The organism is Burkholderia sp. 22PA0099 (assembly GCF_047497165.1).
Classification (GTDB): domain Bacteria; phylum Pseudomonadota; class Gammaproteobacteria; order Burkholderiales; family Burkholderiaceae; genus Burkholderia.
In genome coordinates this window covers 2,897,147-2,915,966 of record NZ_CP163164.1, presented here as the reverse complement: position 1 = coordinate 2,915,966, position 18,820 = coordinate 2,897,147, and the positions used below count along the sequence as shown (strand labels likewise).

General features: G+C 65.6%; 16 protein-coding genes. 7 read left to right on the top strand and 9 right to left on the bottom strand.

The window, feature by feature from the left end; all coding sequences use genetic code 11:
- Position 1: 1 nt before the first annotated feature.
- Together AB4851_RS12850 and AB4851_RS12845 are read left to right on the top strand one after the other, a co-directional pair.
- Positions 2–1,609, top strand: coding sequence for an NYN domain-containing protein (locus AB4851_RS12850; protein WP_414447517.1), 1,608 nt, complete (start codon positions 2–4; stop codon positions 1,607–1,609).
- A gap of 13 nt (positions 1,610–1,622) precedes the next feature.
- Positions 1,623–2,321 (top strand): hypothetical protein, encoded by a 699-nt coding sequence (locus AB4851_RS12845; protein WP_414447516.1) that lies wholly within the window; start codon positions 1,623–1,625, stop codon positions 2,319–2,321.
- A 19-nt stretch (positions 2,322–2,340) separates the two neighbouring features.
- On the opposite strand, the gene AB4851_RS12840 is transcribed toward AB4851_RS12845, so the two are convergent.
- The 3 genes from AB4851_RS12840 to AB4851_RS12830 form a co-directional block, all read right to left on the bottom strand.
- A complete protein-coding gene (locus AB4851_RS12840; RefSeq protein WP_414447515.1) occupies positions 2,341–3,507 on the bottom strand; it encodes a putative zinc-binding metallopeptidase in 1,167 nt (388 codons plus the stop codon).
- A gap of 66 nt (positions 3,508–3,573) precedes the next feature.
- Positions 3,574–4,797, bottom strand: coding sequence for a DUF2252 family protein (locus AB4851_RS12835; RefSeq protein ID WP_414447514.1), 1,224 nt, complete (start codon positions 4,795–4,797; stop codon positions 3,574–3,576).
- 136 nt (positions 4,798–4,933) lie between these two features.
- Positions 4,934–5,134 (bottom strand): hypothetical protein, encoded by a 201-nt coding sequence (locus AB4851_RS12830; protein ID WP_414447513.1) that lies wholly within the window; start codon positions 5,132–5,134, stop codon positions 4,934–4,936.
- Between the two features lie 81 nt (positions 5,135–5,215).
- Here AB4851_RS12830 and AB4851_RS12825 point away from each other — a divergent pair, with 81 nt between their 5' ends.
- Genes AB4851_RS12825 through AB4851_RS12805 form a run of 5 tightly spaced genes read left to right on the top strand, consistent with a single transcriptional unit; the run spans position 5,216 to position 10,675 of the window.
- Positions 5,216–5,659 (top strand): MarR family winged helix-turn-helix transcriptional regulator, encoded by a 444-nt coding sequence (locus AB4851_RS12825; RefSeq protein ID WP_414439290.1) that lies wholly within the window; start codon positions 5,216–5,218, stop codon positions 5,657–5,659.
- Complete coding sequence (locus AB4851_RS12820) at positions 5,659–7,842, top strand: FUSC family protein (RefSeq protein WP_414447512.1); 2,184 nt, start codon at positions 5,659–5,661, stop codon at positions 7,840–7,842. Before AB4851_RS12825 ends, AB4851_RS12820 begins: the two co-directional genes overlap by 1 nt.
- A gap of 31 nt (positions 7,843–7,873) precedes the next feature.
- Positions 7,874–8,086: a DUF1656 domain-containing protein gene (locus AB4851_RS12815; RefSeq protein WP_414447511.1), complete on the top strand. Its 213-nt coding sequence runs from the start codon at positions 7,874–7,876 to the stop codon at positions 8,084–8,086.
- A 7-nt stretch (positions 8,087–8,093) separates the two neighbouring features.
- Complete coding sequence (locus AB4851_RS12810; RefSeq protein ID WP_414449182.1) at positions 8,094–9,170, top strand: efflux RND transporter periplasmic adaptor subunit; 1,077 nt, start codon at positions 8,094–8,096, stop codon at positions 9,168–9,170.
- A complete protein-coding gene (locus AB4851_RS12805; RefSeq protein WP_414447510.1) occupies positions 9,167–10,675 on the top strand; it encodes an efflux transporter outer membrane subunit in 1,509 nt (502 codons plus the stop codon). Before AB4851_RS12810 ends, AB4851_RS12805 begins: the two co-directional genes overlap by 4 nt.
- Before the next feature lie 45 nt (positions 10,676–10,720).
- Here the strand turns inward: AB4851_RS12805 and AB4851_RS12800 are convergent, their stop codons facing one another.
- From AB4851_RS12800 to AB4851_RS12775, 6 genes are all read right to left on the bottom strand, one after another.
- The gene (locus AB4851_RS12800) at positions 10,721–11,473 is read right to left on the bottom strand and encodes a LuxR C-terminal-related transcriptional regulator (protein WP_414447509.1); all 753 of its coding nucleotides are present in this window, start codon (positions 11,471–11,473) and stop codon (positions 10,721–10,723) included.
- A 337-nt stretch (positions 11,474–11,810) separates the two neighbouring features.
- Positions 11,811–12,716: a hypothetical protein gene (locus AB4851_RS12795; protein ID WP_414447508.1), complete on the bottom strand. Its 906-nt coding sequence runs from the start codon at positions 12,714–12,716 to the stop codon at positions 11,811–11,813.
- Between the two features lie 68 nt (positions 12,717–12,784).
- On the bottom strand, positions 12,785–14,227 hold the full coding sequence (locus tag AB4851_RS12790) for a TolC family protein (protein ID WP_414447507.1): 1,443 nt from the start codon (positions 14,225–14,227) through the stop codon (positions 12,785–12,787).
- A gap of 1 nt (position 14,228) precedes the next feature.
- On the bottom strand, positions 14,229–15,482 hold the full coding sequence (locus AB4851_RS12785; protein WP_414447506.1) for an HlyD family type I secretion periplasmic adaptor subunit: 1,254 nt from the start codon (positions 15,480–15,482) through the stop codon (positions 14,229–14,231).
- Entirely contained in the window at positions 15,479–17,806 is a 2,328-nt protein-coding gene (locus AB4851_RS12780) for a type I secretion system permease/ATPase (protein WP_414447505.1), read from the bottom strand. Before AB4851_RS12780 ends, AB4851_RS12785 begins: the two co-directional genes overlap by 4 nt.
- 252 nt (positions 17,807–18,058) lie before the next feature.
- The gene (locus tag AB4851_RS12775; protein ID WP_414447504.1) at positions 18,059–18,766 is read right to left on the bottom strand and encodes an OmpA family protein; all 708 of its coding nucleotides are present in this window, start codon (positions 18,764–18,766) and stop codon (positions 18,059–18,061) included.
- Positions 18,767–18,820 lie beyond the last annotated feature (54 nt).

The window sequence follows — 18,820 nt, the reverse complement described above, 5'->3', positions numbered from 1 at the left end:
CATGGCCTTGCCTCAGGACAGCGTCAACATGGCGCTCTTTTGCGACTTCGAAAATATCGCGCTCGGTGTGCGCGATACGAAGTTCGAAAAATTCGACATCAAGCCGGTGCTCGAAAAGCTGCTGCTCAAGGGCAGCATCGTCGTCAAGAAGGCCTATTGCGACTGGGATCGCTACAAAACCTTCAAAGGGGCGATGCACGAAGCCTCCTTCGAATTGATCGAGATCCCGCATGTTCGGCAATCGGGCAAGAACTCGGCCGACATCCGGCTGGTGGTCGATGCGCTCGACCTCTGCTACACGAAATCGCACGTCGACACGTTCGTGATCATCAGCGGCGACTCCGATTTCTCGCCGCTCGTCTCCAAGCTGCGCGAGAACGCCAAGCGCGTGATCGGCGTGGGCGTGAAGAACTCGACCTCGGACCTGCTGGTCGCGAACTGCGACGAATTCATCTTCTACGACGATCTCGCCCGCGAGCTGCAACGCGCGCAGGCCAAGCTCGATTCGCGCGCCGCAGCCGACAGCGGCAAGCGCGCGGCCGACGACAAGCAGCGCAAGCCGGATGCCGATGCGCGCAAGCTCGAGGCGATCACGATCGCCGTCGAGACCTTCGACGCGCTGGCCTCGGAGCGCAGCGACAGCGGCAAGATCTGGGCGTCGGTGCTGAAAAGCGCGATCAAGCGCCGCAAGCCGGGCTTCAACGAGACGTACTACGGCTTCCGCGCGTTCGGCAACCTGCTCGAGGAAGCGCAGGCACACGGGCTGCTCGAAGTGGGCCGCGACGAGAAGTCGGGCACCTATGTGTCGCGTCCGTCGCAGGCGGGCGCCGCCGATCCGGTGTTCGACGTCGAGACGTCGAAGGCCGGCGAGGAGGCCACTACGGCCACTACGGCCGACACGCCCGCCGCCGAGGCGCCGAAGCATGGCGCGGGACGCCGCAAGGAACAGCGCGGCAACAAGCACGCGAAGGATCACGCACCGCAACGCGACGAGCGACGCGGCGATGCGGAACCGACCGTGCCAGCCAATCTGGCCAATCAGGCCGCCACCGCGCCGGCGGAAACCCGTCACGGCGAACCGAAGCCGCGCCATGAAAACCGCCGCGGCAAGCCGCGCGACGAAGCCAGGCAAGGCCGGGGCCGCGGTTCGCGCAAGCCCGAGCAGATGCCGCTGATCGAGGATGCCCATGGCGGAGAGCACGCCGCCGTGGCGCCGGTGCCGGCCGTGGTGGACAGCACGCCCGTCGCGTTCGATGAACCGGTGAGCCGTTTCGCGGGCGAAACCGAGGCAGCAATGGCGCCGGCGCCCGCCGAGCGGGCCGAGGCGGAAGCCGAGGCCGATGCCGCGCCGGCCGCCAAGACAGCAACCGGCAAGGCGAAGAAGGCCCCGGCCCGCGCCCGCAAGACGGCGTCCAAGAAAACCGCCGCCGCGCCGGCAACGGAAGCGGCCGTTGAAGCGGCCGAACCGGCTTCGGCCACCGCCGCGCCGGCCGCCGATCTGCTCGGCGACCAAGCGGCCGCCCCGGCCCGCAAAACCGCCGCCAAGCGGGCTCGCGCCCCCCGTGCGCGCCGTCCACGCGGCGCAGCCGGTTCCGCCGACGAGTCCTGACGCGCCGGCCGCGATGCGTGCGCCCGATTCCGCCACGCTCGACGCGCTGCGCGACGGCTGCGATGCCTGTTTCGGCACGCCGGCCGTCTGGCCGCACATCGAGCGGGCGTATCGGGAGCCGCAGCGCTTCTATCACACGCTCGCGCATCTGGCCGAGCTGTTCGCGCATCTCGCCCCGTATCGGGGCGTACCGCATTGGAAGGCGATCGAGCTGGCAGTGTGGGCACACGACGTGGTCTACGCCACCACGCTGCCCGACCACGTCGAGAACGAACCACGCAGCGCGCGCTGGCTCGACGAGATCACAGCCGCGCACTGCCCGCCGGCCTGGCTCGGCGAGCATGCACCGGCCATCGGCTTCGCGCACGAACTGGTGATCGCCACCCAGGCGCACCGGCTGCCCGACGCCTGGCAAGCCGATCCGGACCGCCGGCACGCCGCGGCCCTGTTCCTCGACGCCGACCTCGCGATCCTCGCCGCGCCGCCCGAGCGGCTCAACACCTACGACCGCGACATCGCGCGCGAATGGGGCCAGGCGCCCGATGCGCCATCGGCGGCATTCCGCAACGGGCGCCGCCATGCGCTCAGGCAATTGCGCGAACAAGCGCCGCTGTTCCTCTCCACCGAATTCGCGCCACTGACGGCGCTCGCCCACGCCAATCTGGACGCATTGATCGAGCGCTACGCCGCGCCGCCGGCCGCCGACGCCTGAGCGGCGACGCCAGCGCAACTCAAGCGGCGGCCCCGTCGCCCGGCTTCGTCTCGTCCTTGGCAGCCCCCGCGCCCTCGTCCGTCGCCTCCTCGCTGCCTGCCGCCCGCGCACCGCCGCCATCGTCCGGCGCGGCATCGCGCGCCGCCGCGATCACGTGATGAACGAAGCGCAGCTTCGCAACGACCGCGGGCGACAGCGCGAACGGATACGCGTCGGGCACGCCCATGCTGCGATTCAGGCTGTTCAGCGCATAGGTCAGCGGGAACCAGCGTCGCATCAGGTTGCCGAACGACGCTTCGTCGACGGAAGTCTGGTCGTCGAGGCGCGGCAGGCTCTCGTCGTCGGGATCGAGCACCAGCCCGCAGGCATTGGCCGTATCGAGCGTATCGACGATATGCAGGTAATGCGCCCAGGTCTCGGCCCAGTCTTCCCAAGGGTGCATCGTCGCGTATTCACTGACATAGCTGTCTTCCCAGCCCGGCGGCGCGCCGTTCTGGTAATGCGAATCAAGCGCGGCCTGGTAATCGGCGCGCTCGTCGCCGAAACGCTCGCGGAACGGCTCGATCCAGTGCCTGCCCGCCACCAGCCGGTCGAAATAGTAATGGCCAATCTCGTGCCGGAAGTGCCCCACCAGCGTGCGGTACGGCTCGTGCATCTGGGCGCGCACGCGTTCGCGCTCGGCGTCGTCGGCCTCGGCCAGATTGAGCGTGACGAGGCCGTTGGCGTGCCCCGTCATGACCGGCTCGGTCTCGGTGGCCGCCTTGAACGCGAAGCTCATGCCGCCCGGCCGTGACTGCCGCGATTCGATCGGCAGCCCGAGCATCGTCAACGTATAGATCAGGCGCCGCTTGGCAACCTCGGTGCGATACCAGAGCGGCCGGTTCGCCGGATTCGACAGATCGGGGATGGTTTCCGTCAGCGCGCACGACGGGCAGAACGCCGCGTCGGATTCGGCCGGCACCATCCAGTTGCACACGTCCTCGGCCGAATAGTTCTGGCACGGGCGGTACAGCTTGTCCTTGGCGTCGCGGTGCAGGCTGCGCCAGTTGCCCGACGCGGCGTCCACCTCGAACGCGCCCACCTCGCCGATCTCGGGCAGATAGCCAAGCGGCGAGCCGCAACGCTCGCAGCGCACGTTCTCGAAAAACACCAATTGACCGCAGTTGTCGCAATGAAACGTTTTCATTCGTCCTCGCCTGGGTGTCGCCTGCCGATTGTCCGTCGATGATGTTCGCGGCTTGCCCGACGCCGTTCAGCGCGCCGCCGCACCTTGCGCCGCGACGCGCCGGCAATGTTCGAGATAGCCGACTTCATGGTTGCCCATCAATTCGATCACGCTGCGCCACAACCAGAACGGCGCGTCGATCGTCTTCGAGCGCGCGCGGCTCAGTTCCGCGAGCCAGCGCTTGCGCGTGTCCGTATCCATCTGCCGTGCATGGGCGAGGCCGACCACATGCGCCAGGTAGCGCGCGATGCGCAGCGCCTCGGCCTCGTCGACGTTGCCGATTTCGAGCTTCAGGTCGGCCGGCAGCAGCTCGCGGACAATCACCGAACGCTCCGACAGCGTGGCCGCGCACATCCGGTTGCCGAGATACGGCGACAGGTGCCGCGCCCCCTCCACCACGCGCTTGCCGTTGTCGCGCGGCATTTCGGCGTCGCGATAGCGCGGCGCCAGCGCCTTGGTCCCTTCCTTGATGTCGATCAGACACAAATCGTCGCCGCCGGAGGCCGCGCCGTCCACGTCGAGCAACACCGCGTAACGCAGCCGCCCGAGCGAGCTGCAGCCCTTGACCCAATAGGCCGCGTCGAGCAGTTCGACGTGCTCGGTCGGCCGGTTGCCGCGCAGGCATATCGCCAGTTCGGCGATGGCCGGCGTGTCGACCAGCGAGGCGATGCCGTTCGATTCGGCTTTCGACAACGGCCAGAACCGCTTGCCGAGCGGCAGCACCGGCTTGACGCCCATCAGCCGCTCGCGCGCCAGATGCTTCCAGGTACGCGTCAGCGCGTCGCGCATCACGATGCGCACCACGTCCGGCTTGGGCACCGCACGCTTGCGCTTGCCGCCCATCAACGCATGCGTATAGCCCTCGTACACCTGCTCGATGACCCGCGCCGTGACGATGCCGGGCAGGTCGGAACTGCGCGCCGACGTCGCCAGCGACAAGCTGAGCCGAATCAGGTCATGCACGGGATTGCCGATCACCGTCTGATCGAGATCGCGGATCTGGATCTCGATCTCGCCGGCATCGTTGGCGACCGGGCCGAGGTTGCCGGTATGGCAATCGCCGCAAATCCAGATTGCCGGCCCTTCCGGCAGCGTGCCGACCTTGGCGTTGGCCAGCCATTCGTAATAACGCGCGGTATTGCCGCGCACGTAGGCGTGCACCGAGCGCGCCATCTTGCGGTTGCGGCGGACCACCAGCTTGCCGGCGCGCTGGCGCGGGCGGACGTAATTGACCTCGGGTGCGCTTTTCACGTTCTTGCCTTGGACGGATCGGGAGATCGGACGCGGCGGCCATATCGAAGGCGCGCCGCGCAATCTCGAAATATAAGCACATCCGACCCGATTCGAAATGGACGCAACGCTCGGGATGCGGCGCAACAGAGGCGATTCATCCAATCGGCACCTCGATTTCAGACCTGGGGGCCACAACATTCTCGCCGCCGATCATGCACCGCAGCACGAATCGTGCCTCGACCGGCTCCGCGCACGCACTTCGTCGACCGATCCTCGCGTCGCCGAACGACACGGCCATGACATCGACGTGACGCCGCGTGCCCGACTCCTTCGCTAAATCGATGCGGATCAGCAACCATGGCCTCGCCCGATTCGTAAAGCGTTTAACTCAAACCGATAGTTTGCTATCGAATGGAATTCCGATATGATCCGGCGCATGTCGAATCTCCATACGCTCCGCATGGCCGTCAGCAGCACGCTCGTCACCGCCGCCCGCAAGTGGCGGCGCACCAGCGACACCGTCCTGACCGCCTATCACGTGTCCGAAGCCTGCGCCACGCCGCTGCTGATCGCCGGCCGGCTCGGCGAGGCGGTCCGCCAGGTGACGCTCGCCGAACACGTGGGCATCGAGGGGCCCTCGCTGGTCCGGCTGCTCGACCAGCTCTGCGCGGCGGGCCTCGCGCGCCGCGACGAGGACCCCGACGACCGTCGCGCCAAAACCGTCACGCTGACCGACGAAGGCCGCGCCGTCACGGCCCGGATGGAAGACGACCTGCGCGCGCTGCGGGCCCGCGTGCTGAAATCGGTCAGCCGCGAGGACCTCGAAACGACCCTGCGCGTGCTCAACGCGTTCAGCGAGGCCGGCGAGCGGACCGCGTAATGACTTACCCGTCGATTCGCGACTGGCTGTTCTCGGTCAAGACCTTCGCGGCGTCGATGCTGGCGCTCTACCTCGGTTTGATCTTCCAGTTGCCGCGCCCGTACTGGGCGATGGCCACCGTCTATATCGTTTCGAACCCGTTCGTCGGCGCGACGCGCTCGAAGGCGCTCTATCGCGCGCTCGGCACGGCGCTCGGCGCGTCGGCCGCGATCCTCCTTGTGCCGCCGTTCGTCGAGACGCCGTTCCTGTTCAGCGTGGTCGTCGCGCTCTGGACGGGCACGCTGCTTTACCTGGCGATGTCGGATCGCACCGCGCGCAGCTACGTGTTCATGCTGGCCGGCTATACGATGCCGCTGATCGCGCTGCCGACCGTGACCGACCCGACCACCGTGTTCGACGTGGCGATCACGCGGACCGAGGAAATCCTGCTCGGTATCGTCTGCGCAAGCGTGGTGGGCAGCGCCGTGCTGCCGAACCGGCTCGCGCCCACGCTGATCGAGCGCGCCGACGCCTGGTTCCGCGACGCCGCGTTCTACGGCCGCGAAACGCTGTCGGGCCATCTGGCCGGCAAGACGCTGTCGGGCTGCCGCCAGCGGCTGGCAATGACGCTCGCGGCGCTCGAATTCCTGTTGAGCCAGCTCGGCTACGACCACGCTCACCCACGCGTGATGGCGCGCGCGCAGGCGCTGCACGGCCGCATGCAATTGTTCCTGCCGATGATGTCGGCGCTGGCCGATCCGCTGATCGCGCTGATGCGCGAGCTGAAGGAACTGCCGGCCGACCTGGAGGCGCTGCTGGCCGAGGCCGCGCAATGGTTCGACGCGCCGCTGCCCGCGCCGGACGACACCACCGGCTCGGTCAGCGACCCGCAGGCCGACCGGCTGCGCGCCCGCATCGTGGCGCTGCAGCCATCGGGCGACGCGATGGTCAGCTGGGACGGTGCGCTGCTGTCGAACGCGCTGTGGCGGCTGCGGCAGATGATCGACATCTGGCAGGATTGCCGCTCGCTGCGCGCGTTGATCGCCAACGAATCGGGCGTCTGGCAGCCGCGCTACCGGCATTGGCGGCTCGGCGGCACCGATCGCTACTTCGACCGCGGCATGATGCTGTTCTCCACCCTGAGCGCGGGCGGCGCGATCGTGCTGGCGTGCTGGCTGTGGATCGAGTCGGGCTGGAACGACGGCGCGGGCGCCGTCACGCTGGCCGCCGTGGCCTGCTGCTTCTTCGCCGCACTCGACGAGCCGGCGCCGATGGTGTTCCGGTTTTTCGCGGCCACCTGCGCGAGCGTGGTGTTCGCCGGGCTCTATCTGTTCGTGGTGCTGCCGCACGTGCACGATTTCCCGATGCTGGTGGTGATGTTCGCCGCGCCGTTCATCCTGGTCGGCACGCTGATCCCGCGCCCGCAGTTCAACCTCGTGACGATGCTGGTGGCGGTCAACACGGCCACCTTCATCAGCATTCAGGATGCCTATTCGGCCGATTTCCTCGTATTCCTGAACACCAATATCGCCGGCGTGGCCGGCCTGCTGTACGCGTTCGTCTGGACCCGCGCGACACGCCCGTTCGGCGCGGAGCTGGCCGCGCGCCGGCTGCTGCGCTCCAGTTGGGAGGACGTCGCGAAATCGGCGTCGCGGCAGCCGATCGTCGATCAACGCAACCACGCCGCGCGGATGCTCGACCGCGTCACGCAATTGCTGCCGCGCCTGAAGGCTTCCGACGATCATCGCCATCCGTCGATCGAAAGCTTTCGCGACCTGCGCGTGGCGTTGAACGCGCTCGACCTGCACCGCTCGCTGCGCCGCCTCGACGGCGACGTGCCGGCCGCGATCGACCGCGTGCTGGCCGGCGTGACCGCCCATTACACGGCCTGCGTCGAGGCGAACGCGCGGCAACCGGCGTCGCCGGGCCTGCTCGCCTCGATCGACGATGCGCTCGACGCCGTGGCGATCCGCCATCTGATCGGCGCGAAACAAGCACCGGCCGGCGACCCGGCGCAAAGCGGTGTCGCCACCGCTGCCGCCCCAGTGGCGCCCGACTCGCCCGCCGCCGTGCCGCGCGCAGACCGCCCGGCCGCCGCGCTGCAACGCGGCCTGCGCGACGCGCTGCATGCGCTGGTCGGCATTCGCCTGTCGCTGAACCCCGCGTTGATGCAGCCGCTGCCGCCACCGCCGCCCCGCTCCTGACCGACACCATGCAGAACACCACAACGCAATCATGATCGGCGAAATCGACATCTTCGGCGTGTTCGTTCCGGCACCGCTGGTGCTGATGCTGATCGCCTATCTCATCAACATCGTCGTGCGCACGCTGCTGACGCGCACCGGCATCTACCGCTTCGTCTGGCACCGGTCGATCTTCGATCTCGGCATCTATGTCTTCATCCTGGCCGGCGTCGTGATCGCCTCCTACCATTTCGTGGCTACCTAACGTGAACGTGAAAAGAACCTGGTTTTCCGCAGGGCAGATCCTGCTGACGCTGATCGTCGTCGTCATTGCGGTTCTCGTGCTCTGGCGCATCGTCGACTACTACATGTTTTCGCCGTGGACGCGAGACGGGCACGTGCGTGCCGACGTGATCCAGGTCGCGCCGGACGTGTCCGGCCTGATCACCGACGTGCGCGTGGCCGACAATCAGGCCGTCAAGCAAGGCCAGGTGCTGTTCGTGATCGACCGGGCCCGCTACGAACTGGCGGTACGGCTGGCCGAGGCGACGCTCGAACAGCGGCGCGCCACGCTGGCCCAGGCCAGACGCGAATACGCGCGCAACCTGAAGCTCGGCAACCTGGTGGCGAGCGAGCAACTCGAAGAAAGCCGCACACGTGTCGATCAGGGCGACGCGGCCCTGGCCGATGCGCAGGTCAACGTCGATACCGCGAGGCTGAACCAGCATCGCACCACCATCATCAGCCCCGTGGACGGCTACCTGAACGATCGCGCGCCGCGCGTCGGCGAATACGTGACGGCCGGGCGCGCCGTGCTGTCGGTGGTCGATCAGCACTCGTTCCGGGTGGATGGCTACTTCGAGGAAACCAAGCTGAACGGCATTCATATCGGCCAGCCGGTCGATATCCGCGTGATGGGCGAGCCGCGGCCGCTGCGCGGGCATGTGCAGAGCATCGTCGCCGCGATCGAAGATCGCGACCGCTCGCAGAGCACGAACCTGCTGCCCAACGTCAATCCGGCGTTCAGCTGGGTGCGGCTGGCCCAGCGGATTCCGGTGCGCGTCTCGCTCGACGAGGTGCCCGACGATTTCCGCATGATCGCGGGGCGTACGGCGACGGTGGCGATGGTGTCGCCGGATGTGAAGCGGGATCGGAATGCGGTTTCGGGTGCTTCGGGTGCTTCGGGTGCTTCGGGTGCTTCGGGTGCTTCGGGTGCTTCGGGTGCTTCGGGTGCTTCGGGCGCTTCGGGTGCTTCGGGTGCTTCGGGTGCTTCGGGTGCTTCGGGTGCTTCGGCGGGCACCGTCCCTGCGTCGGGTGCGGCATCCGCCGCCAACGGAGCCTCGCGATGAGCACGCGAGCCTATCGCCGCGCGGCCGCGCTGACGCCGCTCGCGGTGGCCGCCCTGACGCTGGCGGCCTGCACGACCGTCGGCCCGAACTATCAGGTGCCCAAGCAAGCGCTCGTCAACGCGCCGCTGGCCGATGCCCCGCTCGATGGCGCGGGCGACGGCAGCTCGCTCGTGTCGAACGGCGACGTGCCGGTGAAATGGTGGCGGCTCTACGACGACACGGTGCTGGACAGCCTCGTCGAGCAGGCCCTGCAATCGAACACGAACCTGCGCGTCGCAGCGGCGAACCTCGCACGTGCGCGCGCGACGCAGGCCGAGGCGAATGCACAAGGCGGTTTTTCGGGCGGCTTCGCGGGCGGCGCCCAACGCGCCCAGGAATCGGCCGAACAATACCTGCTGACCGAGAAGCTGCCGGTGGTCAACGAAGGCGCGTTCAACATCAACGTGTCGTACGAATTCGACCTGTTCGGCAAGCTTCGCCGCGGCGTCGAGGCCGCGCGCGCCGACACGGACGCCGTCAAGGCGGCCGGCGACCTGGCGCGCATCACCGTGGTGGCCGACGTCGTGCGCGCGTATGTGGAATCGTGCTCGGCCGGCGAGGAACTCGACATCGCCAGGCATTCGCTCGACCTGCAACAGCAGCGCGTGACGCTGTCGAGGCGGCTGCGCGACGCCGGGCGAGGCAGCCAGACGGCTGTGACGCAGGGCACCACGCAGGTGCGCACGCTGGCCGCCGACATTCCGCGCTTCGAAGGCCGCCGCAAGGTCGCGCAGTATCAGTTGGCCGCGTTGCTCGCGCGCTCGCCGGACAGCCTGCCGGCCGCCGCATTGACCTGCAGGACGCTGCCGCAACTGAAGCAGGCGATCCCGGTCGGCAACGGTGCGGCCTTGTTGCGCCGCCGGCCCGACGTGCGCGAAGCCGAGCGCAAGCTGGCCGGCGCGACGGCACGGATCGGCGTGGCGATAGGTGCGATGTATCCGACCGTCAGCTTCGGCGCATCGGTCGGCACGACGGGGGTTTTCGGTGACTTGCTCGGCCCGACCACCAACCGCTGGTCGTTCGGCCCGTTGATCAACTGGACGTTCCCGGCCAACGGGCAGCGCGCGCGCGTGCAGGAGGCCGAAGCGGCAACCGGCGGCGCACTCGCGCAATTCGACGGCGTCGTGCTGAACGCGCTGCGCGAGACGCAATCGAGCCTCGCCACCTACGCCGCCGACACCCAGCGCGCCGATGCGCTGCGCACCGCGTATCAATCGGCGCGCGATTCGGCCGATGAAACGCACCGGCTGTATGCCGTGGGGCGCGAGTCATTCCTGTCGGATCTCGACGCAACCCGCACGCTGACCAGCGTGCGCGCACAGGTCGCCGCCGCCGAAGGTGTGGTGGCGGCCGATCAGGTGAGATTGTTCCTGGCGCTCGGCGGTGGTTGGGAAACCGACGCGGCAAGCCAACCCGGCACGCCGGCGAGTGGTGCCGCAACATCAGCCACGTCGGCAAGGGAATAAAGCGAGACGGGTGCGCAATGCGTGACTGCGCGCCCGGATTGATGTTTACAGCAGTTTTTCGATACGTCGCGACAATTCGATTTCATTGCTCACACCGAGCTTGCGCATCGCGTTGCGCTTCTGTGCGCTGATGGTTTTGTGGCTGCGATGCGTGGAGTGCGCAATCTGCTTGATTGTCAAGCCTTCGGACCACATGCGCACCACTTCCAGCTCGCGCGTGCTGAGGCATTGCACCGACGCGCGCGCCCGGCTGTCGAATACCGATTCGTAACGCTCCAGCAAATAGCGCTGCATGACGATATCGAAGTGCGTACCATCGCCGGCCAGCTTGCGAACGATGTCGGCCAAACGGCTGAATTCGCTGCCGCCCTTGTACAGAAAACCGTCCACGCCACCGTGTTCAAGCGCGCGCGCAATGATCTCGTAATGTTCGCGCGAGGACGTGACCAATATTTTCAGACGCGGATGCGCGGCACGAAGTTGTTCGATCAGGGACAACCCCTCGATGCCCTCCTCTTCGCCCAGTTGATAGTCGAAGATCAGCACGTCGCATGCGATTTCGTCGAGTGCCGTGACGAGCTGATCGGCCGAATTCACAAGCGCAATCAGCTCGATGTCGATGCATGTGTCGAGCAGCGACTTGATGCCGATCAGTGTGATCGGATGCGCATCGGCAGCCATCACGCGAATCGATGCGGCGCCCCCCCCGGCATCGGTGTTGGCACGGCTGTCGTACATCATGGGTTGTCCTGTGTGAGCGTTTCGGCTCTTGTGCCGTTTGCGGTGCCGCAGAGGCACTCATGCACATCGAACCGTGACCATCGCGCGGCACCCGACGGCACCGCCTCGCTCAACACATGAAGCGACACGCCGGCACGACCGGGAGACAACAACCCGCGGAGATCAAAACGATGGAAATCTTCGGCCGCCATGCGCGGTGTGAATCGACGTGCATGGCGGCCTGATGACGATTTCTCGCCACTGCCTTCGCATCGGGCAAGTCGAAAGTATATCGACCATGCCCCTCACATCCTGACATCATCCATACAAATACAGCCATATTCGTCGGGCAACTGTAATGTCGCGTCGTCGAGAACTGGCCTGACCGTCACATGTCGCTTGAACAGTGAAACCCTCAGCGCTCGGTCAGCCGAACCTGATCGTGCAACAGAAATACGGCATTGGCGGGAACGCGCGCCGATGCGACAGCGTGCGTGCGAGCCGCCGCATCCTGCCGTGCCAGTTCGTCACGCAGCGCGCGAATGGCATCGTTACTCGCCCAATCGTCGCTCTTGCGTGCACGCTTGACGGAAGAGATCGAGCGATGCGTGGCGAGCTTCATCGGCCCGTGCTGACGGGTATGGTGCGTCGGCGCAGGCTTGCGGCTCTTGGTGGCCATGATCGGCGCCGGTTTGCCACTCTTGGCCTTCACGGACGGCGGCCGATGGACGATACGCCGCGCCATCGGCGTGGACACCGACTTCGTGCCCCGTGCCGCGCGCTTTGCGGCCGGCACTGCCGGCGCAGGATGCACAACGTGAACGACCGGCACAGAACGAGCTGCCGCCGGAGCGGGCACGGTGCCGATGATCTGATGCACCGATTGCATCGGTGTCTGTCGTATGACCATCGAAGGCGCATAAGCCGATTGAGCGCTGTCCCACACCATCGGATGCCGTATCGCGCTATCCGCGAACATGATGCCCAACATCGAAATCGCGGCGCATACCCCGATCAACATCTGGCAACAGGCCAACGCAATGGCCCGAAATGACCGGCGGACACGCCTGGGCCTGACGGCACTCCATGCATTGTTGTCGGTGCCGAACGCCGATGCGGCAAGCCGCCGCCTCCCGGTACCGTAGCGCTCATGCCATCGTCCCGGCACGTGCGCGTTCGGCGTGCCGGGCAACCGGCTTGTGCTCCGCAAGAAATCACTCATCAACGCGCCCTGGCGCGTTCCATACGGCGGCGGCAAGTAGCCGGCAACAGGCGGGGATACGACAAACCGAAATGGAATCACGAAGACAGCCGACGACATGATTTGCTCCTCCTTTATGTGAACTGCCTGCGCCGGGCCGATGGTAAAACGGCAGCAGAGCCCCTTGATCAGGCTGCCACGCCGTCGCGCAGCCATCGCATCAGAACGCCGGCTGATGCATAGCTTTGCAACGTCGCGGCATATCCCTCGAACCGGTAGGCGATTTCATTGACACGGTTGTTGTAATAGTCGTTCTCCGCGATCAGCACATCGAGCAGCGAACGCTTGCCGAGGTGATACCACTGATCGTAGAACGCTTGACGCACTTGGTCCGACTCCACGGAAAGCGCGCGATACTGTTCCGACTGCGCGGCATAGGTGCGCGCATTGTGCTCCGACGTACGCAACTGATATTCGAGATCGAGACGCGTCTGGTCGGCTTGTCGATGGCTCGCAATGGCCCGGTAGGACGCGGCTTCGCTCGCGGCGGTGGACGCCCCGCCGTTGAAGGCGCTCCAGGTGAGCGTCAACATCGTCTGCCACGGCATCCGCCGGCCCAGCACGTCGCGGCCGGTATTGGTACTGACCACCCAATCGAGTTGCGGCTTCGCGGAGGCCTTCACGGCATCGCGATTCAGATCGGCGGCGTTCGCCTCGGCGCGCGCCTGAAGCAAACGCGGATTCTCGTCGAGCGAAGACATCAACGCATCGAGCCGCTGTGGCTGCAATGGCCAGGTGGAAGCAACAGGCACCGGTACCGGCCTTGTACCGACCAGCTTGCGCAGGTTCAATTCGGCGTCGCGGCATTTGGACAGCGCGGAATCGCGGCTCGCGATGGCCTGCAACAGCCGCGCTCTTGCCTGCGTCAGCTCGCTGCCGCGCCCGCGATCCACGGCGACAATCGATTCGAGCATGGCGACGAGGCGCGTCATCCGATCGACGAACCGCTGGCTCAACGCCGCCACGTTGCGCTGCTTGGCGAGCTCGACAAGCGTACTCGACACCTGATATGCCGAATTCTCGATTTGTGCAACGTATCGTTCCTGGTTCGCCACCGCAGATTCGCTGCGGCTACCGATCGTCTTGCTGGTGCGCCCCCAGTCAAACAACATGGTGCGCAAATTCACGCTGACCGAATTGCCCGGGTTGTAAGTGGAGCCCGCATTCGAACCGAACTGGGCATCGCGCGTCTGGCCGGTCAACTGCAATTGCGGCCAGCGCGCGCCCTTTGCCTGATCGACATCGGATTGCGCGGCCTGATATTCGGCGTACATCTGCCGTACTGTCGGATTCAAGTCAACGGCGGCTTCGGTCGCCGCGTAGAGGACGCCACGCAGATCCGCCTCGGTTGCGGGAGCGACATCGATGTCCCGCGTTGCATCCATCGACTGCGGCAGCGCGGGCATCGGCTCGCAGTGCCGGGCCGCATCGATTGCCGCACCCGGTTCCTGAGAGGCGGCCGCATGACATATCGAGGCAAGGGCATGCGGCGCCGGCAGGGCGAGCAACGAGACAACAGCTAGCGCGAAGCCATGCCGGCGAGCGACGCGCCGGTAATCAGACACGTTCATTTCAGCGCTCCCGGAAAGCCTCACGGGCCTTGAAAATAGGTTTCAGCAAGTAATCGAGAATGGATTTCTCGCCGGTTCGGATATCGACCGTCGCCTGCATGCCCGGCAGAATCGGCAGATTCTTGCCGCCGGCATCGAGCGTCGTCGCGTCCGTTTCGATCATCACCCGGTAGTAGGTCGCATCGGGTCGGCCGGCGACGGCCTTCTGCTCGTCGCGCAGGGTGTCGGGGCCAATGCTGACGATCTGGCCGTCAATGCCACCATAGATGCCGAAGTCGTACGCCGACAACTTCACGAGCGCCGGCAACCCGGCTCTCAGGAATGCCACGTCCGATGGCTTGATCCGTACCTCGACCAGCAGCCGGCCGTCGAGCGGCGCGATCTCCATGATGTGTTCGCCGGACTGCACGACGCCGCCCGCCGTATGCATGCGGATATTTTTCACGATGCCGTTCATCGGCGACACGACTTCGGTGCGCGCAAGCACACCTGCGCGTCCGGCCAGTACCTCGGAAGTCTGTGCCAGCTCGGATTCGCGTCGCAGCAGTTCGTCGTTCGCGTCGGACCGGAAGCGGTTCTCGACATCGGCGATCTGCGAATCGATGTCGGTTTCCTGGCGCCGCATCCGCAGAATTTCGACTTCGGAAATCAGCCCCTTGGCCGACAGCGGCTCGGACATCGCGATCTCGCGACGCACCAGCGCCTGGCTCTTCTTCAGCGCGGCGACTCGCTGATCGACCGCCAGACGCCGCGTGCGATAGGCGGCCGTTTCCTGGGCAACGACGCTCGGCTCACGCCTGATCTCTTCGGGAAACACCAGCGCCCGACCTGATATTTCCGCCTTCAGCCGGACGATGCCGGCCTTCAGGTCGACCGCCTTCGCGCGCAGTTCGCGGTAGCTCGATTCGGCCGATGTCGGATCGATCTTCGCAAGCAGTTGCCCTTTTTCGACCTCCTGCCCCTCGTGTACCGGCACGTCGCGGACGATACCGCTCTCCAGCACCTGAATGACCTGTTCCCGGCTCGGCGACACGATCGTACCTTCGCCGCGCGTGACTTCTTCGACACGCGAGAAGTGCGCCCAGACGAGGCCGAGCACCAATACCGCGGCAATCAGATACAGCACGGCCTGCGCGCCGGCCGACGAGCGAACCAGCATTGCCTCACGCAGGTCGTTCATGAACACCGAATCGGCTGCGACGAGACGCGGGGCGGTTTTGCTTCGGCGCGAGCGCAATAGCGGATTTCTGATCATGACGCCTCCTTGCTCGGTGCGGCTGCAGCGCTGCCCGCCTCGGCATCCGCTTCGGCCACCGGCTCGCGCGGCGCTGCCGGCGGCGCCGATGCCGCTGGGCGGCTGGCCTGCCTGGCAGCCGGTTGACCCGATAGCGCAGCCAGCACCTTTTCTTTCGGGCCGTCCGCGACGATCCGGCCTTGGTCGACGATCACAAGCCGATCGACCAGCGGCAACAGCGACATTCGATGCGTCACGACGACCAGCGTCTGACCAGCGGATGCCATTCGCAGATGCGCGATGAACTGCTGCTCGGTCTGGGAATCCATCGCGCTGGTCGGCTCATCGAGCAGCAACGTTCGCGGACGGTTGATGAGGCTTCGGGCGAGCGCCACGAGCTGCCGCTGCCCGCCCGACAACTCGCCGCCATGCTCGCCGACCTGCAGGTTGATGCCGAGCGGATGCGCCGCCACCAGCGTGTCCAGCCCCGTCATACGCAATACGTGCAGCAACTCCTCCGCGGTCGCGCCGGGGCGGCCGATCGTCAGGTTCTCGCGCAGCGAGCCGTAGAAAAGCCGGCTGTCCTGCCCGACATAGCCGAACGCCGCACGCCAGTCGGCTGGCGAGATCTGGCCCGCATCGAGGCCATCGGCAAACAGCTTGCCGGCGGTCGGTTGATACAGGCGTGCGATCATCCGCAGCAATGTGGATTTGCCGCTGCCAACCCGTCCGAGTATCGCGACGCGCTCCCCTGCCTTGATCTCGATCGACACGTCCTGCAACACGGCCGGATTGGACTGCTTGATCTTCGACGGATACGCGAATTCCACCTTGTCGAGCTTCACGTGTCCGCTTAACACGGGGTTGCCAAGATAAGCTTGATCCGTATCGTGATCGACCGGCATCGCCATCAGCTCGTTCAGCGAACGCAGCGCCGCCCGTGCTTGCTGAAAACGCAACGCCAGTCCCATTACCTGGCTCAGCGGCGCCGTGACACGCCCGGCCAACATCACCGAGCCGATCAGTGCCCCCTGCGTGAGCTTGCCTTCGCCGATCAGGTAGACGCCGATAACGATCAGCACCACTGTCTGAATCTGCTGCAGAAATGCGACGATGCAAGTTGCAAGGCTCGACAGATGACGCGACTTCATCGACGATTCGGCCGTCTTGGCACTGCAGTTGTTCCAACGATGGCGCATCACGCCCTCTCCGCCAACGGCCTTCAGCGTCTCCAGCCCCTCGATCGATTCGATCAACACGCCCTGCTTCAGCGACGCTTCACGCAAGTTCTCGCGCATCGCCCGCGCGAGCGGCCACTGCACGATCACGCCGACGCCGACGATCAACGGAATCATCAGCAACGGAACCCAACCGAGCGGGCCGCCGACCGCGAAGATCACGCCGACGAACAGCAGCACGAAGGGTAGATCCGACAGTGCGGACAAGGTGGCCGACGTCGCGAAATCACGTACCGATTCGAATTCGCGCAGACGATTCGCAAACGAGCCGGCCGATGCCGGCCGATTCTCCATCTGGATCGACATCGCTTGCCGGAACAGCAGGCTGCCAAGGACGAGATCGGCTTTCTTGCCCGCCGTGTCCAGCACATGCGCGCGAACGTGACGAGAGATCGCCTCCATCGTCATCGCGATGGTCACGCCGATCGCGAGCGACCATAACGTCACATAGGCCTGTGTCGGCACGACGCGGTCATATACGTTCATCGTGAAAAACACACTGGCCAGGCCGAGCACGTTGATCAGGAATGCGCCAAGCGCCGCGCTCGAGTAATAGCGACGGTATGACCACAGCGTGCGCAACAGCCAATGACCGACCGGCTCCGGCGCCTGCTGGCCGGCGCGATTGTCGACACGCGCGGCCGGCTTCGCCAGGATTGCGTAGCCGGAATAGGTTTCGGCGATCTCCGACTCGTCGTATTCGACTGGCGATGTCCCCATTTCGGGGATCACGACGCGATACCGGACCGCGTTTTCCACGCGCTCCCCGTTTTCTACCTTGTCGCATCGTCCGAGCAGAATGGCTGCTCGGCCGTCGCGCAATAACAGCAGCGCCGGCATCAACGCATCGGGCAACTGCGACAGGCGCCGCATGATCACACGCGCGGCAAATCCGGCGTTCGTCAGCGATTCGACCGCCAACGACGGCAGGAGCCGCTCCTGCATGGCCAGCCCTCGCGTCAGCATTTCGTGGCTAAGGGGAATTCGATGATGCGCACACATCCACGCGAGAGCGTCGAGCAAGCTGTCGCTCGTGACGGTCAATGCCGGCATGATGGCGTTGGCGGCCTCCGATCTGGCCGCTTCAGGTGTCGTTTCTGCCTGCATGATTCAATACTTTTTGGACAACCTGGACGAAAATCCGGATCGCATGAACCACGAACCGATTTGATTCAAACGCATCGTCCACTCTGCGCTGAACAGTACCTATTCGATTCTGGCGTGGACAAACGGCGTTTAGCCTGTTTGCGCAGCAAGAGCCCATCGCGAACCGGTTACCCGCGTCGCGATGGGCAGTGTTGAACCGTCACGAGCCAGGCACGCAACGGTTCATCGAAGGCAACAGCCTTCGACCTGCTACTACTTTTCGATTTGTATTTCGACGCGGCGATTCAGCGCGCGCCCTTCCGCCGTAGTGTTCGATGCAACCGGTTCAGCAGCACCGACACCTCGAGCAGAGAACAGTTGCGCGTTCAACCCGGCAGTCCGCAGGTAGCTCACAACCGACAGTGCGCGTTCCTGGGACAGTTTCAGATTGTGAGCGGCCGGTCCGGTCGAATCGGTATGGCCAAGCACGGTGACTCGGCTGAACGCATTGCCGCGGTTGGCCTGGACGAAGCTGTCGAGGCGGGCCCGTGCGTTCGGCATCAGCACGGCGCTGTCGAACGCGAAGTTTGCGCCGCCCTGCAGCAGCACTTCGCGCTTCACAACCGGCGGCGGGGGCGGCGGCGGGGGCGGCGGTGCCGGACGAGCAACAGGAGCCGGCTTCGGTGCACCGCAGGTGAAGGTCAGTTCGCGAGGATCCAGTTTTGCTTCGTTGTGGGCGACGCCGTCGATCGCTTGCAACACCGTGATGCCTTTATCCTCGCAGAACTTATTGGCGGCAGATTCGCATTGCCGGGTACTGGACAACAAGCCGCCGCATGTCACACGGAATGCTGCGCCGGGCTTATTGGGCAGATTCACTGCGTGGATGCTGTAAGTCGGTCCGGATTGCGTTGCGCAAGCGCCGAGAAGCAAGCTCGTGGCCGCAACCAGGCCACCAAGCCAAAAAGTGGAAATCTTCATGATTAGAATGGCCCGCCGGAGCGGGCAAAGAAAATGGACGAATGGAGTGAAACG